The 27,000-nt window shown below is 36.6% G+C and carries 15 protein-coding genes, 5 tRNA genes and 6 rRNA genes; 12 read left to right on the forward strand and 14 right to left on the reverse strand.

Annotated elements, in window-relative coordinates; translation table 11 throughout:
• The first annotated feature begins 317 nt into the window (after positions 1 to 317).
• Both HW119_RS16700 and HW119_RS01490 read left to right on the forward strand, forming a co-directional pair.
• Positions 318 to 1,046, forward strand: coding sequence for a hypothetical protein (locus tag HW119_RS16700; protein ID WP_255497949.1), 729 nt, complete (start codon positions 318 to 320; stop codon positions 1,044 to 1,046).
• Positions 1,012 to 1,899, forward strand: coding sequence for a hypothetical protein (locus HW119_RS01490; RefSeq protein WP_177760946.1), 888 nt, complete (start codon positions 1,012 to 1,014; stop codon positions 1,897 to 1,899). The genes HW119_RS16700 and HW119_RS01490 overlap by 35 nt, the downstream gene beginning before the upstream one ends.
• A gap of 304 nt (positions 1,900 to 2,203) precedes the next feature.
• Here HW119_RS01490 and rrf (HW119_RS01495) read toward each other — a convergent pair.
• The 11 genes from rrf (HW119_RS01495) to HW119_RS01545 all read right to left on the reverse strand — a co-directional run bounded on the left by rrf (HW119_RS01495) (position 2,204) and on the right by HW119_RS01545 (position 12,947).
• Positions 2,204 to 2,315, reverse strand: a 5S ribosomal RNA gene (gene rrf / locus HW119_RS01495).
• 141 nt (positions 2,316 to 2,456) lie between these two features.
• A 23S ribosomal RNA gene (locus tag HW119_RS01500) occupies positions 2,457 to 5,340 on the reverse strand.
• 227 nt (positions 5,341 to 5,567) lie between these two features.
• Positions 5,568 to 5,644: transfer RNA gene (locus HW119_RS01505), tRNA-Ala, on the reverse strand.
• 121 nt (positions 5,645 to 5,765) lie between these two features.
• Positions 5,766 to 5,839: transfer RNA gene (locus HW119_RS01510), tRNA-Ile, on the reverse strand.
• Between the two features lie 59 nt (positions 5,840 to 5,898).
• A 16S ribosomal RNA gene (locus HW119_RS01515) occupies positions 5,899 to 7,414 on the reverse strand.
• Between the two features lie 210 nt (positions 7,415 to 7,624).
• A tRNA-Val gene (locus HW119_RS01520) sits at positions 7,625 to 7,699 on the reverse strand.
• Positions 7,700 to 7,736: 37 nt separating this feature from the next.
• A 5S ribosomal RNA gene (gene rrf, locus HW119_RS01525) occupies positions 7,737 to 7,848 on the reverse strand.
• A gap of 141 nt (positions 7,849 to 7,989) precedes the next feature.
• Positions 7,990 to 10,873: ribosomal RNA gene (locus tag HW119_RS01530) — 23S ribosomal RNA — on the reverse strand.
• 227 nt (positions 10,874 to 11,100) lie between these two features.
• Positions 11,101 to 11,177, reverse strand: a tRNA-Ala gene (locus HW119_RS01535).
• 121 nt (positions 11,178 to 11,298) lie between these two features.
• Positions 11,299 to 11,372, reverse strand: a tRNA-Ile gene (locus tag HW119_RS01540).
• A gap of 59 nt (positions 11,373 to 11,431) precedes the next feature.
• Positions 11,432 to 12,947: ribosomal RNA gene (locus tag HW119_RS01545) — 16S ribosomal RNA — on the reverse strand.
• Together the 16S, 23S and 5S rRNA genes with 5 tRNA genes alongside form the textbook arrangement of a ribosomal RNA operon.
• 870 nt (positions 12,948 to 13,817) lie before the next feature.
• On the opposite strand from HW119_RS01545, the gene HW119_RS01550 reads away from it, so the two are divergent.
• The 6 genes from HW119_RS01550 (at position 13,818) to HW119_RS01575 (ending at position 19,830) form a co-directional block, all read left to right on the forward strand.
• Positions 13,818 to 14,354, forward strand: a complete 537-nt coding sequence (locus HW119_RS01550; RefSeq protein WP_177760947.1) for a hypothetical protein — start codon at positions 13,818 to 13,820, stop codon at positions 14,352 to 14,354.
• A gap of 7 nt (positions 14,355 to 14,361) precedes the next feature.
• Complete coding sequence (locus HW119_RS01555; RefSeq protein ID WP_177760948.1) at positions 14,362 to 15,954, forward strand: ankyrin repeat domain-containing protein; 1,593 nt, start codon at positions 14,362 to 14,364, stop codon at positions 15,952 to 15,954.
• Positions 15,955 to 15,988: 34 nt separating this feature from the next.
• Positions 15,989 to 16,960 (forward strand): ankyrin repeat domain-containing protein, encoded by a 972-nt coding sequence (locus HW119_RS01560; protein ID WP_177760949.1) that lies wholly within the window; start codon positions 15,989 to 15,991, stop codon positions 16,958 to 16,960.
• Between the two features lie 357 nt (positions 16,961 to 17,317).
• Entirely contained in the window at positions 17,318 to 17,854 is a 537-nt protein-coding gene (locus HW119_RS01565) for a hypothetical protein (RefSeq protein WP_177760950.1), read from the forward strand.
• 362 nt (positions 17,855 to 18,216) lie between these two features.
• Positions 18,217 to 18,783, forward strand: a complete 567-nt coding sequence (locus HW119_RS01570) for a hypothetical protein (protein WP_177760951.1) — start codon at positions 18,217 to 18,219, stop codon at positions 18,781 to 18,783.
• A 96-nt stretch (positions 18,784 to 18,879) separates the two neighbouring features.
• The gene (locus tag HW119_RS01575; RefSeq protein WP_177760952.1) at positions 18,880 to 19,830 is read left to right on the forward strand and encodes an isopenicillin N synthase family dioxygenase; all 951 of its coding nucleotides are present in this window, start codon (positions 18,880 to 18,882) and stop codon (positions 19,828 to 19,830) included.
• Between the two features lie 50 nt (positions 19,831 to 19,880).
• On the opposite strand, the gene HW119_RS01580 is transcribed toward HW119_RS01575, so the two are convergent.
• Positions 19,881 to 20,090: a hypothetical protein gene (locus HW119_RS01580; RefSeq protein WP_177760953.1), complete on the reverse strand. Its 210-nt coding sequence runs from the start codon at positions 20,088 to 20,090 to the stop codon at positions 19,881 to 19,883.
• 74 nt (positions 20,091 to 20,164) lie between these two features.
• Here HW119_RS01580 and HW119_RS01585 point away from each other — a divergent pair, with 74 nt between their 5' ends.
• The 4 genes from HW119_RS01585 to HW119_RS01600 all read left to right on the forward strand — a co-directional run bounded on the left by HW119_RS01585 (position 20,165) and on the right by HW119_RS01600 (position 24,483).
• Complete coding sequence (locus HW119_RS01585; protein WP_177760954.1) at positions 20,165 to 20,515, forward strand: translation initiation factor; 351 nt, start codon at positions 20,165 to 20,167, stop codon at positions 20,513 to 20,515.
• Positions 20,516 to 20,517: 2 nt separating this feature from the next.
• The gene (locus HW119_RS01590; protein ID WP_177760955.1) at positions 20,518 to 21,390 is read left to right on the forward strand and encodes a nucleoside phosphorylase; all 873 of its coding nucleotides are present in this window, start codon (positions 20,518 to 20,520) and stop codon (positions 21,388 to 21,390) included.
• 152 nt (positions 21,391 to 21,542) lie between these two features.
• On the forward strand, positions 21,543 to 23,048 hold the full coding sequence (locus HW119_RS01595; RefSeq protein ID WP_177760956.1) for a succinate CoA transferase: 1,506 nt from the start codon (positions 21,543 to 21,545) through the stop codon (positions 23,046 to 23,048).
• Between the two features lie 142 nt (positions 23,049 to 23,190).
• Complete coding sequence (locus HW119_RS01600) at positions 23,191 to 24,483, forward strand: hypothetical protein (protein WP_177760957.1); 1,293 nt, start codon at positions 23,191 to 23,193, stop codon at positions 24,481 to 24,483.
• A gap of 29 nt (positions 24,484 to 24,512) precedes the next feature.
• Here the strand turns inward: HW119_RS01600 and HW119_RS01605 are convergent, their stop codons facing one another.
• Both HW119_RS01605 and HW119_RS01610 read right to left on the reverse strand, forming a co-directional pair.
• Positions 24,513 to 26,147: an ABC-F family ATP-binding cassette domain-containing protein gene (locus HW119_RS01605; protein WP_177760958.1), complete on the reverse strand. Its 1,635-nt coding sequence runs from the start codon at positions 26,145 to 26,147 to the stop codon at positions 24,513 to 24,515.
• Positions 26,148 to 26,223: 76 nt separating this feature from the next.
• Positions 26,224 to 27,000: a DUF2971 domain-containing protein gene (locus HW119_RS01610; protein WP_177760959.1), complete on the reverse strand. Its 777-nt coding sequence runs from the start codon at positions 26,998 to 27,000 to the stop codon at positions 26,224 to 26,226.

A 27,000-nucleotide genomic window follows, 5' to 3' on the forward strand; every position in this document is an offset into this window, starting at 1 on the left:
TTTCTTTTTAGGGCAAATCCTTCCACTCCGTTACAGGTCGGGCTGTCCGCACTCGCTTTTTACAAATCAAAAATTTGCAAAAGAGCTCAAACAAAACTTCCATCCCTTTTGCAAAACGGACTTGTTGAAAACATAATAGCATCTGTTATAAATTTAAATATATAATTTTACTTATTTACTATATAATATTTTAATTTATTCTAGAATAAAGTATAAACTACAGGCTTCCAGTAAAAAAAAAGCGTATAAGTCGTCTAAATCCAACTTAAGATTGTATGATGAGCTAGTATTATGTTATTTTTAGTACATTTATCAGTGTGGATCAGCTGGCGGAGCTAACTATAAAGCCGTATTCTTATGTTGGAAACAACCCAATTATGTTTACTGATCCTACGGGGATGAGTAGAGCTGGTGGTGGTGATGGATGGTGGAAGTCTATTAAACGTAATTTTTCTTTATCAAAAATAAAATCTGATATAAAAAGAATAAATCAAAATACTTGCTATAAACATTTTGCAGATTGGATGTCAAAACATAACCCTTTTAATAAACAGGATAAACCACAAAATAAAATTAGAAGCACCCAGGAAATTGGTATATCTGCAAGGTCCAAAAACGGAGGTAATGAAAATCCAAGAACCACTGGAAAATACAAAGATAAATTGAGAAAAACTGAATTAGGTTCATTTAATGCAGATTATGCACTTGGTACAGGCAGTACCTTTGGAGGGCCTTATACTAGTAATAATTATAGTACTTTTAAAGGAATTATAGGAGCTTTAAAAAATGTGAGCTCTGGTTGGGGACTTGGGGAAACCGGAGGTGAATCGACTGTTGAATCTGCTCAAGATGTCTATAAGCATACAATGAGGGTAATTAAAACTTATGAGATATTTGCAAGTGATGGAACTATAGATTCTATAAAGACTGAATATAAGAATATTGAATTAGAAGCTAAAACTCAAGAAGAATTAAAAATGAAAATTGATTCGGCAGATTATGATAACAAAGTTGAAATACAAAGAAGAGATGCGTGGTTACAATAAAATATATAAATATATGTTTTTTTTTACTGTAGCTATTATGTTTATATCCTGTGACAAAATGGATAAAGAGGAGAGGTATGATGAAAATGGTAATCCTAAATATCTATTGTATATGCAGAAAGATGATACAATTAAATTTTTTGAAAGTTTTGATGATGGAAGATTTCTATATAGAAACAATGAAAAAGATACATCTTCTCAAGATACATTAAGGGAGTACTATAAAAATGGTAATAAAATGTTTGAATTAGTAGAAATGGGTAATATAAGCCATATAACTAATTTTTTTATAAATGGTAAAAAAAGAAGTGAAGGTTTTTTGTTTAACAAAAAAAATATCGGTTGGTGGAATTATTATGATAATAATAAGCTTATTAAACGAATTTATTTTGCTCAGGTCGATAATAATTTATTAATGCCGCAATTACAATTTTTTGATAGTAATGGACAGTTAAATAAAAATAAAAGTGACTTTATTGATATTTTGATTCCAGATACTCTTTATAAAGGTAGAAGTACAGGTACTATATCATATAAAAATAAAATAGAAAATAGTGAACAAAGAATTGGTATTGGATATAATGTTGAGTCAGACTATAATAACCTTAAAAATGTACGTGTTGATACATTTTATAACCCTAAGAACGATGGTTTTTTTGGAGTTGAATTTAATAATTTGGGAAAACAAAAAATAAGAGGATTTATCTATGAACGTAAGTTAGATGTATTGAACGAAACTAATGCTAATATTCGTATAACAAATATTTATTTTGAAAAAGACTTTTATATTATTCCACGACCTGATTCTATTCCTAAAGATAAAATAATTCGCTATGACAATTTACAGCGCTAGTTCGAAAGGGTCATACAGGTAACACATCAAAAGTAGTGTTATCACTGCAAACACTTAGTAATACAACATTTTTTAAGGTTTATAAGACCAAACCAAAAAGTAAGCTGACCGTAAAAAGTCAGCTCTTTTTTTATAAAACAGGTACTGCTGTTGTGCTTAAATAGTTTAATAACTCAAAATTTAGTAAACAAAAAGTCCTTCACTATTCAGTAAAGAACTTCTAAAAAAAAGCGGATCGACCGAAGGGACACGCTGCTCATATAACAAAAAAAGTCCCTTACTTTTCAGTAAAGGACTTTCAAAAAAAAGGCAGCGACATACTCTCCCACATTAAAATGCAGTACCATCTGCGCAATCGGGCTTAACTTCTCTGTTCGAAATGGGAAGAGGTGAGCCCCGACGCAATAACCACCTTAAATCGGTTTGCTAGGTTTCTCTAACAATATTTTGTTAACATATTTCCGATACTTTTCATTTTTTTTCGTAGAGGATTCTTTCTTTAGTCTTCATACTTAATACTCAAATCTTAATACTATACTTTATAAGCAACTCCTTAGAGCACATAAGCTTACGGGCTATTAGTACTACTCGACTATGACATTACTGCCTTTACATCTGTAGCCTATCAACGTAGTCATCTTCTACGACCCTTTAAAGAAATCTCATCTTGTGGTGGGTTTCGCGCTTATATGCTTTCAGCGCTTATCCCTTCCCAACGTAGCTACTCAGCGATGCACCTGGCGGCACAACTGATACACCAGAGGTTAGTCCAATTCGGTCCTCTCGTACTAGAATCAGATCCACTCAAATTTCTAACGCCCACAGTAGATAGAGACCGAACTGTCTCACGACGTTCTGAACCCAGCTCGCGTGCCACTTTAATGGGCGAACAGCCCAACCCTTGGGACCTTCTCCAGCCCCAGGATGTGACGAGCCGACATCGAGGTGCCAAACCCCCCCGTCGATATGAGCTCTTGGGGGAGATCAGCCTGTTATCCCCGGCGTACCTTTTATCCTTTGAGCGATGGCCCTTCCATACGGAACCACCGGATCACTATGCTCTACTTTCGTACCTGATCGACCTGTATGTCTCTCAGTCAAGCTCCCTTATACCATTGCACTCTACGCACGGTTACCAAGCGTGCTGAGGGAACCTTTAGAAGCCTCCGTTACTCTTTTGGAGGCGACCACCCCAGTCAAACTACCCACCAAGCAATGTCCTCATGTATCACGAGTTAGATCTCAAATAAGCAAAGGGTGGTATTTCAACAATGACTAACCTACGCCTGGCGACGCAGGATCGAAGTCTCCCACCTATCCTACACATCACTTATCCAAGAACAATACTAAGCTATAGTAAAGGTGCACAGGGTCTTTTCGTCCCACTGCGGGTAATCGGCATCTTCACCGATACTACAATTTCACCGAGCTCATGGCTGAGACAGTGTCCAGATCGTTACACCATTCGTGCAGGTCGGAACTTACCCGACAAGGAATTTCGCTACCTTAGGACCGTTATAGTTACGGCCGCCGTTTACTGGGGCTTCAATTCAATGCTTCTCCGAAGATAACATCTCCTCTTAACCTTCCAGCACCGGGCAGGTGTCAGGCCCTATACTTCATCTTACGATTTGGCAGAGCCCTGTGTTTTTGATAAACAGTCGCCTGGACCTTTTCACTGCGGCCAGCATTGCTGCTGGCGACCTTTCTCCCGAAGTTACAGGTCTATTTTGCCTAATTCCTTAGCCATGAATCTCTCGAGCACCTTAGGATTCTCTCCTCGACTACCTGTGTCGGTTTACGGTACGGGTTGTTATAATCTAGGTTTAGAAACTTTTCTTGGAAGCCCTTAGGCACACTATCTAATTGCCCGAAGGCGCTCAGTACTATCGTATTTCCCCATCCTTAACGCATTTTACTATTAAAGATATAGGTAGGTACTTCAACGAACTATTCCGTCAGTTCGCGGTGCTTTCATCACTCCGTCATTCCATCACAACTATAACAAGTACGGGAATATTAACCCGTTGGCCATCGACGTCCCCCTTCGGGTGTGCCTTAGGTCCCGACTAACCCTAAGCTGATTAGCATAGCTCAGGAAACCTTAGTCTTTCGGTGTGCGGGTTTCTCGCCCGCATTATCGTTACTTATGCCTACATTTTCTTTTCTAAACAGTCCAGCAATAGTCGCCTATCACCTTCTACCCAGTTTAGAATGCTCCCCTACCACTTGACAACTAAATGTCAAATCCATAGCTTCGGTAGTATACTTATGCCCGATTATTATCCATGCTCGTTCGCTCGACTAGTGAGCTGTTACGCACTCTTTAAATGAATGGCTGCTTCCAAGCCAACATCCTAGCTGTCTATGCAAACAAACCGCGTTTTTTCAACTTAGCATACATTTGGGGACCTTAGCTGATGGTCTGGGTTCTTTCCCTCTCGGACATGGACCTTAGCACCCATGCCCTCACTGCTTATAAGCATTTATTAGCATTCGGAGTTTGTCAGGAATTGGTAGGTGGTGAAACCCCCGCATCCAATCAGTAGCTCTACCTCTAATAAACTCTATAAGCGCTGCACCTAAATGCATTTCGGGGAGTACGAGCTATTTCCGAGTTTGATTGGCCTTTCACCCCTACCCACAGATCATCCCAAGACTTTTCAACGTCAACGGGTTCGGTCCTCCACGGTGTGTTACCACAGCTTCAACCTGTCCATGGGTAGATCACACGGTTTCGCGTCTACCATTACTGACTCATGCGCCCTATTCAGACTCGCTTTCGCTTCGGATCCGTGACTGAATCACTTATCCTCGCCAGCAACGGTAACTCGTAGGCTCATTATGCAAAAGGCACGCCGTCACCCAACGAATGGGCTCCGACCGCTTGTAAGCGTATGGTTTCAGGTTCTATTTCACTCCGTTATTCACGGTTCTTTTCACCTTTCCCTCACGGTACTGGTTCACTATCGGTCTCTCAGGAGTATTTAGCCTTAGCGGATGGTCCCGCCAGTTTCAATCAAGGTTTCACGTGCCCCGACCTACTCAGGATACCACTATCTAATACATCGCTTACCTATACGGGACTATCACCCTCTACGGTTAACCTTTCCAGGTTATTCTAATTCGCTTTGCTTAAAATATCGTGGTCCTACAACCCCAATATTGCCGAAACAACATTGGTTTGGGCTAATCCGCGTTCGCTCGCCACTACTTACGGAATCACTTTTGTTTTCTTCTCCTCCGCCTACTTAGATGTTTCAGTTCAGCGGGTTTGCTCATCTATCGATGTACTATGTCTTCAACATAGTGGGTTGCCCCATTCGGATATCTACGGATCTATTCGTGTGTGCCAATCCCCGTAGCTTTTCGCAGCTTATCACGTCCTTCTTCGCCTCTGAGAGCCTAGGCATTCCCCATACGCCCTTATTTTGCTTATTGTGCTCTATTTCAGTCTTCAAGTTGAAAGTCTTAAGGTCTAAAGTCAGAAGACTTTTAACTTTTTGACTTTCGTCTTTCGACTAATTTTGTGCTTATATTATTTCTAATATTTTTCTACTTTTTAATTTGTATCTCAATATGTCAATGAACTTTTATTAGTATTAAGATTTTTGTATAAAGCATTAAGACTTGATCTTAATTCTTGATACTATCATCTTGATACCATCTGGTGGAGAATATCGGAGTCGAACCGATGACCTCCTGCGTGCAAGGCAGGCGCTCTAGCCAGCTGAGCTAATCCCCCAATTTTTATTAATTGTGAATTACGAATTACGAATGTTATAATTCATAACCTCTCAACTTCTAAAATTTCCTTTGTAATAAAATACTTTTAATTCGTAATTTCTAATTCGTAATTAAAATTGTAGTCCCGGGCAGACTCGAACTGCCGACCCCTACATTATCAGTGTAGTACTCTAACCAGCTGAGCTACGAGACTCTGTATTTTATTTTTTTTTGAATCAACAGTAAAGAGTAAGAGACTTGAACCATCTCTAGAAAGGAGGTGTTCCAGCCGCACCTTCCGGTACGGCTACCTTGTTACGACTTAGCCCTAGTTACCAGTTTTACCCTAGGCAGCTCCTTGCGGTCACCGACTTCAGGCACCCCCAGCTTCCATGGCTTGACGGGCGGTGTGTACAAGGCCCGGGAACGTATTCACCGGATCATGGCTGATATCCGATTACTAGCGATTCCAGCTTCATGGAGTCGAGTTGCAGACTCCAATCCGAACTGTGACCGGCTTTATAGATTCGCTCCTGGTCACCCAGTGGCTGCTCTCTGTACCGGCCATTGTAGCACGTGTGTGGCCCAGGACGTAAGGGCCGTGATGATTTGACGTCATCCCCACCTTCCTCACAGTTTACACTGGCAGTCTTGCTAGAGTTCCCGACATGACTCGCTGGCAACTAACAACAGGGGTTGCGCTCGTTATAGGACTTAACCTGACACCTCACGGCACGAGCTGACGACAACCATGCAGCACCTTGTAAATTGTCCGAAGAAATATCTGTTTCCAAATACGTCAATCTACATTTAAGCCCTGGTAAGGTTCCTCGCGTATCATCGAATTAAACCACATGCTCCACCGCTTGTGCGGGCCCCCGTCAATTCCTTTGAGTTTCAAACTTGCGTTCGTACTCCCCAGGTGGGATACTTATCACTTTCGCTTAGTCACTCAGCCTTGCAGCCAAACAACTAGTATCCATCGTTTACGGCGTGGACTACCAGGGTATCTAATCCTGTTCGCTACCCACGCTTTCGTCCATCAGCGTCAATTGTTTGTTAGTAACCTGCCTTCGCAATTGGTATTCCATGTAATATCTAAGCATTTCACCGCTACACTACATATTCTAGTTACTTCACAAAAATTCAAGCTCTACAGTATCAATGGCAATTTTACAGTTAAGCTGCAAACTTTCACCACTGACTTATAAAGCCGCCTACGGACCCTTTAAACCCAATGATTCCGGATAACGCTTGGATCCTCCGTATTACCGCGGCTGCTGGCACGGAGTTAGCCGATCCTTATTCTTACAGTACCGTCAATATACCACACGTGGTACTTTTTCTTCCTGTACAAAAGCAGTTTACAATCCATAGGACCGTCATCCTGCACGCGGCATGGCTGGTTCAGAGTTGCCTCCATTGACCAATATTCCTCACTGCTGCCTCCCGTAGGAGTCTGGTCCGTGTCTCAGTACCAGTGTGGGGGATCTCCCTCTCAGGACCCCTACCCATCATCGTCTTGGTAAGCCGTTACCTTACCAACTAACTAATGGGACGCATGCTCATCTTTTACCAATAAATCTTTAATTACAAATCGATGCCAATTCGTAATACCATAAGGTATTAATCCAAATTTCTCTGGGCTATCCCTTAGTAAAAGGTAGATTGCATACGCGTTACGCACCCGTGCGCCGGTCTCAACATCCGAAGATGCCTACCCCTCGACTTGCATGTGTTAGGCCTGCCGCTAGCGTTCATCCTGAGCCAGGATCAAACTCTTCATCGTATAATTTTTAATATTTTTTGATGTTCGTTCAAGATCATCTTTTATCTCTAAAAGATTAATCTTACTCTTTAATTCTCTGTTAATCCAATATGTCTATGAACTTATTTTCTCTTTGTTCGCTCATCTTCTAAGCGGTTGCAAAAGTAGAAACTCTTTTTGAATCTCGCAAATTTATTTTATAAATATTTTTGAAAGATTTCTGAGTATTTGTGGGCGATGAGGGATTCGAACCCCCGACCCCCTCGGTGTAAACGAGGTGCTCTGAACCAACTGAGCTAATCGCCCGATAAAAAAGTCTCAACTTTCATTGAGACTTTCAAAAAAAAGGCAGCGACATACTCTCCCACATTAAAATGCAGTACCATCTGCGCAATCGGGCTTAACTTCTCTGTTCGAAATGGGAAGAGGTGAGCCCCGACGCAATAACCACCTTAAATCGGTTTGCTAGGTTTCTCTAACAATATTTTGTTAACATATTTCCGATACTTTTCATTTTTTTTCGTAGAGGATTCTTTCTTTAGTCTTCATACTTAATACTCAAATCTTAATACTATACTTTATAAGCAACTCCTTAGAGCACATAAGCTTACGGGCTATTAGTACTACTCGACTATGACATTACTGCCTTTACATCTGTAGCCTATCAACGTAGTCATCTTCTACGACCCTTTAAAGAAATCTCATCTTGTGGTGGGTTTCGCGCTTATATGCTTTCAGCGCTTATCCCTTCCCAACGTAGCTACTCAGCGATGCACCTGGCGGCACAACTGATACACCAGAGGTTAGTCCAATTCGGTCCTCTCGTACTAGAATCAGATCCACTCAAATTTCTAACGCCCACAGTAGATAGAGACCGAACTGTCTCACGACGTTCTGAACCCAGCTCGCGTGCCACTTTAATGGGCGAACAGCCCAACCCTTGGGACCTTCTCCAGCCCCAGGATGTGACGAGCCGACATCGAGGTGCCAAACCCCCCCGTCGATATGAGCTCTTGGGGGAGATCAGCCTGTTATCCCCGGCGTACCTTTTATCCTTTGAGCGATGGCCCTTCCATACGGAACCACCGGATCACTATGCTCTACTTTCGTACCTGATCGACCTGTATGTCTCTCAGTCAAGCTCCCTTATACCATTGCACTCTACGCACGGTTACCAAGCGTGCTGAGGGAACCTTTAGAAGCCTCCGTTACTCTTTTGGAGGCGACCACCCCAGTCAAACTACCCACCAAGCAATGTCCTCATGTATCACGAGTTAGATCTCAAATAAGCAAAGGGTGGTATTTCAACAATGACTAACCTACGCCTGGCGACGCAGGATCGAAGTCTCCCACCTATCCTACACATCACTTATCCAAGAACAATACTAAGCTATAGTAAAGGTGCACAGGGTCTTTTCGTCCCACTGCGGGTAATCGGCATCTTCACCGATACTACAATTTCACCGAGCTCATGGCTGAGACAGTGTCCAGATCGTTACACCATTCGTGCAGGTCGGAACTTACCCGACAAGGAATTTCGCTACCTTAGGACCGTTATAGTTACGGCCGCCGTTTACTGGGGCTTCAATTCAATGCTTCTCCGAAGATAACATCTCCTCTTAACCTTCCAGCACCGGGCAGGTGTCAGGCCCTATACTTCATCTTACGATTTGGCAGAGCCCTGTGTTTTTGATAAACAGTCGCCTGGACCTTTTCACTGCGGCCAGCATTGCTGCTGGCGACCTTTCTCCCGAAGTTACAGGTCTATTTTGCCTAATTCCTTAGCCATGAATCTCTCGAGCACCTTAGGATTCTCTCCTCGACTACCTGTGTCGGTTTACGGTACGGGTTGTTATAATCTAGGTTTAGAAACTTTTCTTGGAAGCCCTTAGGCACACTATCTAATTGCCCGAAGGCGCTCAGTACTATCGTATTTCCCCATCCTTAACGCATTTTACTATTAAAGATATAGGTAGGTACTTCAACGAACTATTCCGTCAGTTCGCGGTGCTTTCATCACTCCGTCATTCCATCACAACTATAACAAGTACGGGAATATTAACCCGTTGGCCATCGACGTCCCCCTTCGGGTGTGCCTTAGGTCCCGACTAACCCTAAGCTGATTAGCATAGCTCAGGAAACCTTAGTCTTTCGGTGTGCGGGTTTCTCGCCCGCATTATCGTTACTTATGCCTACATTTTCTTTTCTAAACAGTCCAGCAATAGTCGCCTATCACCTTCTACCCAGTTTAGAATGCTCCCCTACCACTTGACAACTAAATGTCAAATCCATAGCTTCGGTAGTATACTTATGCCCGATTATTATCCATGCTCGTTCGCTCGACTAGTGAGCTGTTACGCACTCTTTAAATGAATGGCTGCTTCCAAGCCAACATCCTAGCTGTCTATGCAAACAAACCGCGTTTTTTCAACTTAGCATACATTTGGGGACCTTAGCTGATGGTCTGGGTTCTTTCCCTCTCGGACATGGACCTTAGCACCCATGCCCTCACTGCTTATAAGCATTTATTAGCATTCGGAGTTTGTCAGGAATTGGTAGGTGGTGAAACCCCCGCATCCAATCAGTAGCTCTACCTCTAATAAACTCTATAAGCGCTGCACCTAAATGCATTTCGGGGAGTACGAGCTATTTCCGAGTTTGATTGGCCTTTCACCCCTACCCACAGATCATCCCAAGACTTTTCAACGTCAACGGGTTCGGTCCTCCACGGTGTGTTACCACAGCTTCAACCTGTCCATGGGTAGATCACACGGTTTCGCGTCTACCATTACTGACTCATGCGCCCTATTCAGACTCGCTTTCGCTTCGGATCCGTGACTGAATCACTTATCCTCGCCAGCAACGGTAACTCGTAGGCTCATTATGCAAAAGGCACGCCGTCACCCAACGAATGGGCTCCGACCGCTTGTAAGCGTATGGTTTCAGGTTCTATTTCACTCCGTTATTCACGGTTCTTTTCACCTTTCCCTCACGGTACTGGTTCACTATCGGTCTCTCAGGAGTATTTAGCCTTAGCGGATGGTCCCGCCAGTTTCAATCAAGGTTTCACGTGCCCCGACCTACTCAGGATACCACTATCTAATACATCGCTTACCTATACGGGACTATCACCCTCTACGGTTAACCTTTCCAGGTTATTCTAATTCGCTTTGCTTAAAATATCGTGGTCCTACAACCCCAATATTGCCGAAACAACATTGGTTTGGGCTAATCCGCGTTCGCTCGCCACTACTTACGGAATCACTTTTGTTTTCTTCTCCTCCGCCTACTTAGATGTTTCAGTTCAGCGGGTTTGCTCATCTATCGATGTACTATGTCTTCAACATAGTGGGTTGCCCCATTCGGATATCTACGGATCTATTCGTGTGTGCCAATCCCCGTAGCTTTTCGCAGCTTATCACGTCCTTCTTCGCCTCTGAGAGCCTAGGCATTCCCCATACGCCCTTATTTTGCTTATTGTGCTCTATTTCAGTCTTCAAGTTGAAAGTCTTAAGGTCTAAAGTCAGAAGACTTTTAACTTTTTGACTTTCGTCTTTCGACTAATTTTGTGCTTATATTATTTCTAATATTTTTCTACTTTTTAATTTGTATCTCAATATGTCAATGAACTTTTATTAGTATTAAGATTTTTGTATAAAGCATTAAGACTTGATCTTAATTCTTGATACTATCATCTTGATACCATCTGGTGGAGAATATCGGAGTCGAACCGATGACCTCCTGCGTGCAAGGCAGGCGCTCTAGCCAGCTGAGCTAATCCCCCAATTTTTATTAATTGTGAATTACGAATTACGAATGTTATAATTCATAACCTCTCAACTTCTAAAATTTCCTTTGTAATAAAATACTTTTAATTCGTAATTTCTAATTCGTAATTAAAATTGTAGTCCCGGGCAGACTCGAACTGCCGACCCCTACATTATCAGTGTAGTACTCTAACCAGCTGAGCTACGAGACTCTGTATTTTATTTTTTTTTGAATCAACAGTAAAGAGTAAGAGACTTGAACCATCTCTAGAAAGGAGGTGTTCCAGCCGCACCTTCCGGTACGGCTACCTTGTTACGACTTAGCCCTAGTTACCAGTTTTACCCTAGGCAGCTCCTTGCGGTCACCGACTTCAGGCACCCCCAGCTTCCATGGCTTGACGGGCGGTGTGTACAAGGCCCGGGAACGTATTCACCGGATCATGGCTGATATCCGATTACTAGCGATTCCAGCTTCATGGAGTCGAGTTGCAGACTCCAATCCGAACTGTGACCGGCTTTATAGATTCGCTCCTGGTCACCCAGTGGCTGCTCTCTGTACCGGCCATTGTAGCACGTGTGTGGCCCAGGACGTAAGGGCCGTGATGATTTGACGTCATCCCCACCTTCCTCACAGTTTACACTGGCAGTCTTGCTAGAGTTCCCGACATGACTCGCTGGCAACTAACAACAGGGGTTGCGCTCGTTATAGGACTTAACCTGACACCTCACGGCACGAGCTGACGACAACCATGCAGCACCTTGTAAATTGTCCGAAGAAATATCTGTTTCCAAATACGTCAATCTACATTTAAGCCCTGGTAAGGTTCCTCGCGTATCATCGAATTAAACCACATGCTCCACCGCTTGTGCGGGCCCCCGTCAATTCCTTTGAGTTTCAAACTTGCGTTCGTACTCCCCAGGTGGGATACTTATCACTTTCGCTTAGTCACTCAGCCTTGCAGCCAAACAACTAGTATCCATCGTTTACGGCGTGGACTACCAGGGTATCTAATCCTGTTCGCTACCCACGCTTTCGTCCATCAGCGTCAATTGTTTGTTAGTAACCTGCCTTCGCAATTGGTATTCCATGTAATATCTAAGCATTTCACCGCTACACTACATATTCTAGTTACTTCACAAAAATTCAAGCTCTACAGTATCAATGGCAATTTTACAGTTAAGCTGCAAACTTTCACCACTGACTTATAAAGCCGCCTACGGACCCTTTAAACCCAATGATTCCGGATAACGCTTGGATCCTCCGTATTACCGCGGCTGCTGGCACGGAGTTAGCCGATCCTTATTCTTACAGTACCGTCAATATACCACACGTGGTACTTTTTCTTCCTGTACAAAAGCAGTTTACAATCCATAGGACCGTCATCCTGCACGCGGCATGGCTGGTTCAGAGTTGCCTCCATTGACCAATATTCCTCACTGCTGCCTCCCGTAGGAGTCTGGTCCGTGTCTCAGTACCAGTGTGGGGGATCTCCCTCTCAGGACCCCTACCCATCATCGTCTTGGTAAGCCGTTACCTTACCAACTAACTAATGGGACGCATGCTCATCTTTTACCAATAAATCTTTAATTACAAATCGATGCCAATTCGTAATACCATAAGGTATTAATCCAAATTTCTCTGGGCTATCCCTTAGTAAAAGGTAGATTGCATACGCGTTACGCACCCGTGCGCCGGTCTCAACATCCGAAGATGCCTACCCCTCGACTTGCATGTGTTAGGCCTGCCGCTAGCGTTCATCCTGAGCCAGGATCAAACTCTTCATCGTATAATTTTTAATATTTTTTGATGTTCGTTCAAGATCATCTTTTATCTCTAAAAGATTAATCTTACTCTTTAATTCTCTGTTAATCCAATATGTCTATGAACTTATTTTCTCTTTGTTCGCTCATCTTCTAAGCGGTTGCAAAAGTAGAAACTCTTTTTGAATCTCGCAAATTTATTTTGATAATATTTTTGAAAGATTTTCAACATTTAAAGAACTTTTGCGCCGCTTCTTGTTTCAGAATCGGATTGCAAAAGTACAACCTTTAACCCTTATCTTCCAAATTTATTTTTGTTAATTTTTAAATTTGTTTTTCGTGATTTGAATGAACTTCTGTTTTTCAACGGTGCAAATATACCGCCTTCTTTCTATGCCAAACAAGCTTTTTGAAAGTTATTTTTTGATTATTTTTTAGTTAACTGGAATTGAAACATTTAAAATTAAAAATTCAATAATTTGGAGATTTGGAAATTAAAATTAGTAATGAGTCTAGTGATTTGAGTATTGAGAAAGATTTCTCCTAACATCGGAATAACAAATAAACTTTTGAATCACCACAGATATACGGATGAGTTTTGAAAATATTAAAAATCGATTAAGTCAAAATATTGAATACTCTTGAATTATGAAACTATCACATTTCGAGTTAATTAAAAATAGTATTTAAAATCAGAATTCAAAAACTATTTCAAATATTAATTTAAGTCGTTCAAATATTTACTGATTGTATTCAAATATTAAAAAATAAATAAATAAGATAAATTACTAAGTATGTTTACAATACTAAATAAAAATAATCAAACTACTTGGACATAGAAATTATTAGAAAGAATACAAAAAAAACAACCAATGTAGTTTTACAATCTGTAATCAATGCAAAATATAAATTCCAATCAACCTTATTCAACACAAAAAAAAATTATTGATACTTCCGACTCCACATTCTCAGACGGAATTACCTATATCAATACCGAACAATGGGCTTTTGCTTATCTTGTTTTTTCTAAAATTTACAAAATATCTAAAAACAAAACTATTTCTTTAAGTTATAATATGGCGCTTTGTCATTTTACAGCTCAAGAATATTCCAAAGCTTTTCAGTTATTATCCGAAACTCTTACGCAATTAAGTTCGCCTTCATCAGGCAGTTTTACAAACGAAGTTGCAGCTCCAGCTAATTTATTAACAATAGAATACGAAACCAATGCGCATCGTTTAGCTTTTGCAGAAACGATAACTCATTTGCATCAAAACCTAATAAAGCTTCGTGTTAGAAGATTGTTGGTAGATGTACATTTTGCCCTCGAAAAATGGGAGGAAGTAATTCGCTTAGCGGCATTGCCAGATATGGATAAATGCCAAAATGTAAAAATAGCGCTTGAAAAATCAATCCAAAATCAAAATAAATAATATAAGTATGACAGATAATAATTTGCATTCAATAACTAAGTTATACAACGAAGGAGCAACTTTAGAACAGATTAATGAAAAATATTTATCATTTGTTGCCGACGTACCTGAAAATGAACAAATAAATGTATGGAAATCTGTATGTGGTTTTGCTAACCCTTCTATGCTAGATTATTTATTGTCTCTAGGTTGGCGAGCGGCGGGAACAGAAGATCAAGACGGTAATTCTTTATTACATTTATTGGCTACGCCTGTTCGTAATGCGACTTATGCTGTTTTGGACGACAATATTTATACATGTGCTCAAAAATTATTAGCAGCAAAAGTAAGTCCATTGCGTAAAAATAAAAATGGAGAAACAGCTATTATGTTAGCAGCCGAATTGGGTTACGCCAAAATGCTTCAAGCTTATACAGAAGCAAATGCTAAAATTGATTTTCTAGATAGAAATGGAAATACGCTTTTACATATCATAGCGCAATATTCTTCACAAGCCATATTTCAATTAACTTCTGCTGTCGAAAATTTAGTCAATTTCAAAAATAGCCGCTCCAACAATCCAGAAAGTCCGATGTATGCTCAGCGCATTGCGGAGTTAGAGGCGAAACAGCATCAAAAGAAAGCTAGGTTTGGCGAGTATATTCATTTTGCAATTTTGGGATTGGCTGTAGGATTAGATCCAACGGTAAAAAATAATGAAAGAGAATCTGCCATTGATGTTGCAATAAGATTTAAATCTAAAGCCGTGGGTGCAATTTTGAATGGAGCAGATGCAACAGACTCAAATTCATTTCCGATGTATATGGCGGCTGGCGGAATGAATCTACATCAAGCTTGTATTCATAAAGATGTAGAAGCTGTAAATGCTTTAATCGAACTTGGAACAAATTTAAACGAAGCTTACGATAAAGAAGACGACCGATATAATGGAATGACGCCTTTAACTATTGCTATGATAATGCATAGTGTAGAAATTACTGAAGCATTACTAAAGCACGGTGCTGACGCAAAATTACTAGATAGCAAATCATGGCATCCATTCAGATATTTATATGCTACATATTCTGGTATGAACACAAATTCCGATGAATTTAAAAATAAGATTTTTCACAAAATTTTGAAAGCTTACCTAGATGCAGGATTTGAAATAGATTCTTTACTTGACGATGACGAAAATACTTTATTAATTCTTTCGGCTAAAAGCTCCGAATTACTCCAACTTTATAATGGAGAATCAATTGCAACTGTGTTAATTGATGAATTAATTTATTCAGGAGCCGAAGTAAACAAAACTAATCGCGAAGGCGTTTCTGCATTGATGTACATCTGTCAGACAGATGCCAGAAGAGGTGAGAAAAACCTACTTACGCTGCTTGAGCAAGGCGCATCAACAGAATTACGAGATAAAAACGGAAAAACAGTATTAATGTACGCAGTTAATAACCACAATCACGCTGTAGCGCAGACCTACTGCGAATTACTAGCTGAATTTGGCAATTTATTAATTGATGCTGCCGATAATGTACAAAAAACTGCTTTAGATTATGCTGCAGAAAAAAACAACGAAGCGCTTGTTGCTTGGTTGGTGGGTAAAATGTAATAATATTAATAAATCATAATAAAAAAGAACTAAAATGGATACTATATTTTTAAATGCTTGTAAAAATAATCAAAAAGCAATTGTACAAACTTTGCTAAAAAAAGGCGGAATAAACCTCGATAAACGCGATGCAATGGGCAATACTGCTTTATTTTATGCTTGTCAGAAAGGCGCTAGAGATATTGTGAAAATACTGGTTGAATCAGGCGCTGATATTAATTTAGCTAATAATCACAGTACAACGCCTTTGCACATGCTTTCACAAAGTGGTAACAAAGAAATTGTTGCTTTATTAATAGATAGCGGAGCTGATATTAATGCGACTGATAAAGAAGGCAAAACGGCTCTAATTTATTCTTTAGCAGAAGGCAGAACGGAATTTACAAAGTATTTACTTTCTAAAGGAGCCGATAAATCAATTAAAGACAATGATGGTTATAGCGCACTAGATTACGCAACGAGCCGTGGTTTGCGCGATACAATTGCAGTATTAGTAGGCGATACAGAAGAAAAAAGTAGTTCAGGAAATACGCCTTTGCATCAAGCTGTTTGGAATAACGAAGCTGAAGTAGTTACAGAATTATTAAAAGTTGCAACCATTAATGTAAATACATTAAACGATCAAGGCGATAGCGCTTTAGTTTTGGCTTGTATGCAAAACAACCTAAGAGTTGCGCAACAATTGGTAAACGCAAATGCTGACTTGCATTTAAAACGCTTAGACGGAAATTCTATTCTACATTATAGCTGCGGCAGAGGAAACAAAGAAATGGTAAAACTTTTTGTGGAAAAAGGAATGGATGTAAATACGAAAAACAACGATGGAGAAACGCCTTTAATTGTAGCTGCCATTTGCGGATTTAACGAAATTTCTGGATTTCTGGTTGAAAATGGTGCCAATGTAAACGAAAAAGACAATGATGAACATTCAGCTTTACATTATGCAACTGAAAAAGGCTTCAACGAAATTGTAGAGCAATTGCTGATGGCTGGCGCAGATTCGTAACAAAAACTAAAATTTCAAATTCAAATATTTAAATAACCTTATCGAATATTTATCAAAGCAAAGCAAATATTCATTAATTAAATTTAGTAATGCTAATTAGGGTAAATTTACATGAGTTTAAAAATAAAAAAATTGCGAAAGAGAACCTAACCAATCCACTTTAATACCAAACTGATTGTTCATTTATAACCAAAACTGTTTTATTTTAATCTTATTTTCATTGAATTGAAATATTTAAACTCAGTATATGTTTTTTGATTTCTTTAAAAACATCTTTACTTATTAAGAGATAAATAAAGCATCGAAACGGACAATCAGTTTTTTTATTCAAAAACTAACTAAAAATAATTAAAAACTATGAAAACAAAAATCAAATTCATTTCGGCATTTTGCTTTATACTTGGAATGGCACTAACATCATGTAGTTCTGGTGTTGAATATTCGATTGATAATCCAACAGACCAAGCCATCAAAATTACAATTGATGAAAACGAAGCAATTACAATAGAACCGAAAACTCTGAAAACTATCGAAGGAAAATTAGAAAAAGGCAAACATAGCATGCAAGTTGAAGGTGGTGAAAAAATAGATTTTAATCTAGAAGATGATAAAGTTATGCTAAATCCGACGCTTTCTAGTTACATTAGACTTAAGCAAGAATACGGAATGGGATTTCAATCGACCTTAAAAGACACAACCATTATTATAAATAATGAAAAATATACAGCTCCAATTATAAACGTTTCTAAAGACCCAGTAATTAAATTATCTGATATTAACTTTTCGGTTAACGAACCTTATCCAGATGAAGTTGAAACGTATTCAAACGGAACTGTTGTAAAAATAAAATTATTTCGTGAAGGTGATTTTGTAAAATATTACGACGAAAATTAAAATACACTTATGAAAAACGATAACCAAGTTTTATAACACTTATCAAGTTTATCTTTTTAAGTGTTTTTTTGTTTTAAAACTTCAAGGTAATCTATATATTCGAATTCATCTTGCGTTAGGGATTGAAGCGGTATCCTTTTTTTAGAATAATAATTGTTAATGAATATAAAAGCAGAAGATTCCTCCTGTCATCGGAATGACAATTAAAAATTATAAAAAAGATTTAGCGTAAAGCCCGACCAAGCGATTTATTCTTTGTGTGAATTTACTCCTAATATAATGAGCGCGGGAACGCCCAAAACAAAAACTTTTAATATCGTTTATTTTCATAGCTTTGCTTTATCTTTAGAACATCACTTTTTATGGAAGAAACAGAAAGCAAACAAATTTTAGACCGTTTAAACGAACCTCAAATTCTAATTACCATTCTTTATTTGATTGCAATTGCAATAGGAATGATTTTTAATTATGCAAAATATATTATTTTCGGCATCAATATTTTTGATTATTGCGACTTAACCGATTTTATTTTATTTCCGTTTAGCGATGTAAATGTTCTTTTATTAACACTATTAATCACTTGCATTTATTTTGTGATGTTTTATATCGATTTAAAACTACGCGATATTTTTCCGAACTTATTTGAGAACAAACACATCAGCAAAAGTCAATACAAAGTATTTAGTCTTTTATTAAGCTGTTTGCTTTTTATATGTTTTATTTTTCTAGTTTCTGAAAAGTATAACGAACGTTTTTACAAAAACATTTCTAAAGCAGATAACATTACCATTTACACTCGAGATGGAGATTTTAAAGGAAAATATGTTGGAAAAACCAGTGATGTTTTGTTTATGTTTCAGGATAACGAATTGAAAATCTTTCCAATAACTTCAAACATCAACTACTATCAAATTGATGATTTAAACTAATTTTTAAAAAAAAATAGTTTAAAGATTAACATAACCTAAAAGCTTATTCGAATTTATTACATAACTTTGTAGGACGTTTATTAAACAAATAAAGAAATGCAAAACATTCCTAGTGTTGACTTGCGTGATTTCCTATCGGACGACCCGGTACGTAAACAAAAATTTGTAAATGAAATCGGAAAAGCCTACGAAGAAATTGGTTTCGTAGCATTAAAAGGTCATTTTTTAAGTGACAAATTGGTTGAGAATTTATATACAGAAGTACGTGATTTCTTTAACCTTCCTTTAGAAACTAAAGCCAAATACGAAATCCCTGGAATTGGAGGACAAAGAGGTTATGTATCTTTTGGAAAAGAATCTGCAAAAGGTCGCAAAACAGGTGACTTGAAAGAATTTTGGCATTTTGGACAATATGTTGAAAATGACCCAAAACTAGAAGCTGAATATCCAGCAAACGTAACAGTAAATGAACTTGCTAATTTTAATAGCACAGGTAAAGAAACTTACCAAATGTTAGAAAAAACTGGCGTTTACGTTTTAAGAGCTTTGGCTTTATTTTTAGGTTTAGATGAGTTTTATTTTGACAAATTCGTTAAAAACGGAAACTCTATTTTAAGACCTATTCATTACCCTCCTATTTTAGATGAACCTAAGGACGCAGTTCGCGCTGCAGCTCACGGAGACATTAATTTGATTACTTTATTGATGGGAGCTCAAGGAAAAGGATTACAAGTTCAGAATCACGAAGGTGTTTGGATTGATGCAATTGCAAATGATGATGAATTGGTAATTAATGTTGGCGATATGTTATCGCGCCACACAAACAACCGCTTAAAATCTACGATTCACCAAGTAGTTAATCCGCCTAGAGAATTATGGGCAACTTCTCGTTACTCAGTTCCGTTCTTTATGCACCCAGTTAGCGAAATGCCTTTGAATTGTTTAGAAAATTGTATCGACGAGAACAATCCAAAACAATTTGAAGACATCACTGCCGGTGAGTTCTTAACTGAACGTTTAATTGAACTTGGTTTAATTAAAAAATAAAACAAAAAAGACAAGATTTTTCAATCTTGTCTTTTTTTATACCTTATATATTATTGCACTTTTGATTCCATCATATCTAAAAGTTTCGAATACTTATCCAATTCCATAATCAAATCATCAGATTCTGAATTATCTAAAATTACGTTGATTAATTCGCGAGCTGCAAATATTTTATTTGTCACATTTTCAAACTTTTTTTCTCCAACACAATCAATAACTTCTTGAGTTAATTGATGAAGCAACATTTTCTGAACTTCCATAAACATTATTTAAAAGCGCAAATTTAAACTTATTAATAGAATACGTATCTTTGATAATATATTTATTTTTAATTATGGCAAAAAAAGGAAATAGCTTATCAGATTTAGGCGGATTTGTTTTTTCTACAAATAAAGATTTTGAATTTGATTCCAATGAAGAAATCACAGAAACATTAGCTCCAAACAAGCAACAACTTGAAGCGCATTTAGATAAAAAAAATAGAGCTGGAAAAGTAGCAACCGTTATTGTTGGTTTTATTGGTTTAGATGAAGATTTAAAAGCTTTAGGTAAAGAGCTTAAAACCCTTTGTGGAGTTGGAGGTTCTGTAAAGGATGGAGAAATAATTATACAAGGAAATTTTAGAGATAAGATCATGGAATATCTTATCAAAAAAGGATATAAAGTAAAACGCGTAGGAAGTTAATTATGGAAAAGATAAAAGAATCGGAATTAATCATTAATCCGGACGGAAGTGTTTATCACTTAAACGTTAGACCACAAGATATTGCTAACGATATTATTTTTGTTGGCGACCAATTTAGAGTTGAAGCAATTACAAAGTATTTTGACTCTATTGAATTCTCGACTCAAAAAAGAGAATTTAAAACTCAAACTGGTACTTACAAAGGCAAAAAGATTTCTGTTATTTCTACCGGAATCGGTCCAGATAATATCGATATCGTGATGAACGAATTGGATGCATTAGTAAATATTGATTTTGAAACCAGAACCAACAAATCGGAACTTACACATTTAAACATTGTTCGAGTTGGAACTTCAGGTTCGTTACAAGCTGATATTCCAGTTGATTCTATTTTGATGTCAACACACGGAATCGGAACTGACAACATGTTACGCAGTTATGCAATCGATGGAATTACTGAAACGGAAATCGAAAATGCATTTATTGAGCATACAAATTGGGATATGACTAAAGGTCGTCCGTATATCATCGAAGCGAGTTCTAAATTGATAGAAAAATTTGCATCTTCAGAAATGCATCAAGGAATTACGGTCACTGCCGGAGGTTTTTATGGTGCTCAAGGTCGCGTGATTCGTATTCCAATTCAGGATACTGAACTGAATTCAAAAATTGATTCGTTCAAGTTCAACTCATTAAGAGCTACGAATTTAGAAATGGAAACTGCAGCGATTTATGGCTTATCAAAGTTATTAAGTCATCACTCACTTTCGCTTAATGCAATCATCGCAAATCGTGCAAACGGAACTTTTAGTGAAGATCCATATGCGGCAGTTGAAAAATTAATTCAATACACTCTAGAAAAAATTACTCAATAGTCTTTTTATATAGTGTTTAATTTTCAGAAAATAAATAATATCTTAAAATATTAAACAATTTTTCAATAAAGTTAAACATTTCAAAAAAGAATACAAACATCCAACATCTTTATTACATATTTATTATTTTTACGATTCGAAAATTGATAACCATGACGAACGAATTAGAATTAAACAGAATTCTTTTTAAAGATTACGAAAGTAAAATTATGTCAGCTGCAGAAGCTGCACTTTTAATTGATAATAATAGCGTAGTTGGATCTAGTGGATTCACAAAAGCTGGAGATAGTAAATCGGTTTTACCTGCATTTGCAAAAAGAGCAGAAACAGAAGATGTTGCCATTACATTGATCACAGGAGCATCTTTAGGTTATACTACTGATTCTGATTTAGCAAACAACAATGCTTTAATTAGAAGAATGCCTTTTATGGCTGACCCAGCTTTACGTAAAAGCATCAATGAATACAAAGTAAAATACATTGACCAACATTTAAGTGAAACTATTGAGCAATTAATTTGTGGTCACATTGCACCAATTGATACTGCAATTATCGAAGCTTCATCTATTGATGAAAATGGAAATATCATTCCTACGACTTCAATCGGAAATTCGGCTTTCTTTGCATCTCAAGCAAAAAAAATCATCATCGAAATCAACACTAAAATTCCTGTAACTTTTAGAGGAATTCACGATAGTATTGTACCTAAATCTTATCCAGATAGAGACGTCATCAACATTCAAACTGTTTCTGATCGTATCGGAACAGAATTCATTACTATTGATCCAGCAAAAGTAGTTGGAATTGTATTCACGGATATTACAGATCAACCAGCTGTAATTTCTGAACCAGATGATAAAACTTCAGCAATTTCTAAACACTTATTAAATTTCTTTGAAAAAGAAGTTGAGAAAGGAAAATTAACTTATGCTTTATTACCATTACAAGCAGGTATTGGAAAAGTTGCTAATGCTGTTTTAACTGGATTTGTAGGATCTAAATTCAAAAACTTGACGATGTATTCTGAAGTACTACAAGATTCTACTTTTGAATTATTCGATTCAGGAAATATGGATTTCGCTTCAGGTTCTTCAATCACTGTTTCTGAAGGTTGCTACGAAAACGTGTTAAAAAACTTTGATAAATATAAAAACAAATTAATTCTTCGTCCACAAAATATTTCTAACGCTCCAGAAGTTTTGAGAAGATTAGGAATCATCGGAATTAACACGGCTATTGAATTTGATATTTACGGAAACGTAAACTCTACTCACATTAGCGGTACTAAAATGATGAACGGAATTGGTGGTTCTGGAGATTTTGCAAGAAATGCTTATTTAAGTATTTTCGTTTGTCAGGCTGCATCAAAAGAAAACAAAATTTCGCATGTTTTACCAATGGTTTCTCACGTAGATCATACAGAACACGATGTTGATATTTTAGTTACTGATCAAGGTTTAGCAGATTTAAGAGGATTATGTCCACGTGAACGTGCAGAAGTAATCATTGAAAATTGTGTACATCCAGAATTCCGCGAAGAAATTCGTGAGTATTTTGAAAGAGCTAAAGAAACAGTTGGCGGTCATACACCACATATTTTATCAGAAGCTTTCAAATTCCACACACGTTTAAAAGAAACTGGTTCAATGCAAAAATAATCTTTGCATAAAAATATAAAATTCTTACTACAGAATTTATTATCTTTAATAATCAAGCATTTAAGATAATAGATTCTGTAGTTTTTTTATGGCTATCATTTAAATCTTAAATAAATACCAAACACTTTTAAAATTGAATGATATGAGAATTACTTTTTTTAGAACGTTGTTTTTTTTCGGATTACTGATTTTAAGTTCTTGTGCTTCGAAAATTATAATTCCTGTTGAAAATTCAGCTAAAGCCGATATTGCAATTACAGCTCCATCTAAAGCTGTTTTATTTGTTGAAAAAAAATCTAATAACGATACGGAACAAAGACAAATTCACAAATATATTTCGAACGAAATTTACAATACATTTGGAGGTGCAACAGACAGAATGTTTGTATCAAGTACAAATGCAGAAAGCTTAAAATTCACAACTACTGATGGAAAAAGTTGGTTTATCGATGTAAATAAATTAGAACATCCGTTTGCGATGGTCGTCTTTGATAATCATAAACCTTTTATCGAATACAATCCAGAAAAATACATGCAAATTGTTACTTCTAAATTTGAAAAAGAGATTAATGATGCAACTCCGCTTCCCAAAAAAGTAGCACAAAAATCAAAACCTAAAGAAACTTCTGGTTCTGCAATTGATTCGATTTTAAATATCAAATTCAATCCTGATAAAAAATATGCGGAATTGGTAATTAAAAATTCGAATAATATTTATTATCCGTTACCACCATTTGAAGAGGATGCAAAACCCCAAGGACTTTATAAAATTACATCATATGCAAATTCTAAAAAAGAAAATGAAAATTACACTTCATTTATTACTTATGATAATAACAACAGAATCATAAATTACAGATGGAACAATAAAGAATACGATTCAGAAACGAAATATCATTTAAACAAATTGGGTTTGCTAGATTCGATTGTAGGTACATCCAACACAAATGAACCTGATAAATTTTATTTTAAATATCTTCCGGATCGATTTATTTGTTATTCAAAATCATATAATTTTAGAAATGAGTTTATTTTTAACGAAAAGAATCAAGTTATTGAACAGAAATCTTATATTGATAATAACGAGTTAAGGTCAATAAATTATTATATTTATGATGACCTTGGAAGGGTTTTAGAAGAAACGGAATATGAATTTGACGAACAAAAATTATACAAAACCATTAAGTATACTTATATTTCACCAAAAAGCAATTCTTTTAAATCCATGATTTATTATGATAATGAATACATCAAGAATTTTGAGATACTTCAAGAAAAAAATAAAAACATCTTAACTTCCAAAAATTATGTAGACGGAAAATTAAACGCAAAAATTATTTATGATTTAGATAAAAATGGCGTAGGAAAATCGTACAATGAAGATGGCGAAGGCAATATTACCTCGGTAGAATTTTTCGAATTAATTAAAAAATAAAAACTCGGCATAAGCCGAGTTTCATATTTTTATTTCTTTTCAATTTCCTTTAAAGATTCCATCTTTTTATTTGCTAAGAAACCTTTGATATCTTCAAAATGTTCAATCACGCGTTTGTTGGTAAACTCAAAAACTTTTTCTGCTAAACCATCTAAGAAATCACGGTCGTGCGAAACTAAAATCACAGTTCCTTCAAATTCTTTTAACGCGTCTTTAATAATATCTTTGGTTTTCATATCTAAATGGTTCGTTGGCTCATCCAGAATCAAAACATTGAAAGGTTCTAATAATAATTTAATCATTGCCAAACGTGTTTTCTCACCACCCGAAAGTACTTTTACTTTCTTATCAATATCATCGCCAGAAAACATAAATGCTCCCAAAATATTTTTAATTTGCGTACGAATATCTCCTTCTGCAATGCGGTCAATCGTTTCGAAAATAGTTACATTTTCATCTAACAACGATGCTTGATTTTGAGCGAAATATCCAATTTTTGCATTATGTCCGATTTCTAATTTTCCTTGAAATTCTAATTCGTTCATAATCGCTTTAATCATCGTAGATTTTCCTTCACCGTTTTTACCAACTAAAGCTACTTTTTGTCCACGTTCGATAACCATATTGGCATCTTTAAAAACTACATAATCGTCGTAATTTTTAGACAAACCTTCAACAATTACTGGATATTGACCTGAACGAGCTGCTGGTGGAAATTTTAAACGTAATGCAGAAGTATCTACTTCATCGACTTCGACTAAAACCAATTTCTCTAACATACGAACACGAGATTGCACTTGTTCTGTTTTTGAGAAAGTTCCACGGAAACGTTCAATAAAAGCTTTATTTTCAGCAATAAATTTTTGTTGTTCTTCGTATGCTTTTTGCTGATGAATACGACGGTCTTTACGCAATTCTAAATAATCAGAATATTTAGCTTTGTAATCATAAATACGTCCCATTGTAACTTCGATTGTACGATTTGTAATGTTATCAACAAAAGCGCGGTCGTGCGAAATTACCATTACTGCTTTTGCAGAATTCACCAAAAAATCTTCTAACCATTGAATCGATTCAATATCCAAGTGATTCGTTGGCTCATCTAATAAAATTAAATCAGGTTTACGTAAAAGAATTTTAGCCAATTCGATACGCATTCGCCATCCACCTGAAAACTCAGATGTTGAACGGTCTAAATCTTCTTGAGCAAAACCCATTCCTTTTAAAACTTTTTCAACTTCTGCTTCGTAGTTAACTTCTTCGATTGAATAAAATTTTTCGCTTAATTCAGAAACGCGTTCGATAAGTTTCATATAATCATCCGATTCGTAATCGGTACGAACCGTTAATTGCTCATTTATATCTTCGATTTCATTTTTCATTGAGAAGATTTCAGCGAAAGCTTTCGAAGCTTCTTCACGAACCGTTGCATCATCAGAAGTTAACAAATGTTGCGGAAGATAAGCGATAACAGCATCTTTTGGAGCAGAAATAGAACCTGTAGAAGGTTTGCTAACTCCGGCAACAATTTTTAGTAAAGTAGATTTTCCGGCACCATTTTTACCCATTAATGCAATCTTATCATTTTCGTTAATGGCAAAGTTAATTCCACTAAATAAAGTTGTTCCGCCAAATTGAACGGAAATGTCGTTTACGGTTATCATCTTAAGTAAAATTTTTGCAAATATACATTTTCACAGTTTATCAAGGAACGAGATTTGGGAAATTAATTTGGAAATATTATTTCAACACTGAATATTTAATTGTTTTTTTTAAGTTATATTTAATTAAAATATCCTCAATTATATCGAAAAACCATTTTGGAGCAAATGGACTTATAATTATTTCCTCTATTAATTCGTTAATATCAACTTTTAGATATTTACCATTTACATTCAATTCACAATTCCAATTATGAAAATAACCATCATCCATAGTAACTTGATGTATTAATCTTATTTCTTGTTCGTAAGAATACGCAATATTTTTATGAATAATAGGATAATTTAAATTACCAGTTGGAATAATATCTATTTCGTGATTTATATATTTAATTTCGCTCAAACTAATAATTTCATCTGAATTTTCAAATGCTTTTATTAATCTTTCTACATTAGATTTTATCATAATTCCCTGTTCTAAATTTGAATAAATTTTCCATAAAGCATATGATTCTGATATTGATTTATTCCAACAAGAAATACAATTAATTTGTTTGAATTTTTCAGATAAATTTATCCGTTCGTTTAAATAATCATTTAATTTTATTTCATCAACATTTTCATCAGGAGGTAAATGGTTTAAAATCGATAAATACCAATCTTTAAATTGTTCTTTACTGTTTTTTGGAAAAGTTCCTTCTAATTTATCTTCTAACTTATCCAAACGACAAAAAAATATAGATTCCGTCTGAATTAATGATAAAAATTTAGATAAATCAACATACTTAGAAATTGAATAATTCATCTGTGGATAAAAAACAGGTGCAGAATTATCATTAGGCTTATCTATAGGCAT

It is taken from the genome of Flavobacterium sp. I3-2 (assembly GCF_013389595.1).
In the GTDB taxonomy this organism is placed as follows: Bacteria; Bacteroidota; Bacteroidia; order Flavobacteriales; family Flavobacteriaceae; genus Flavobacterium.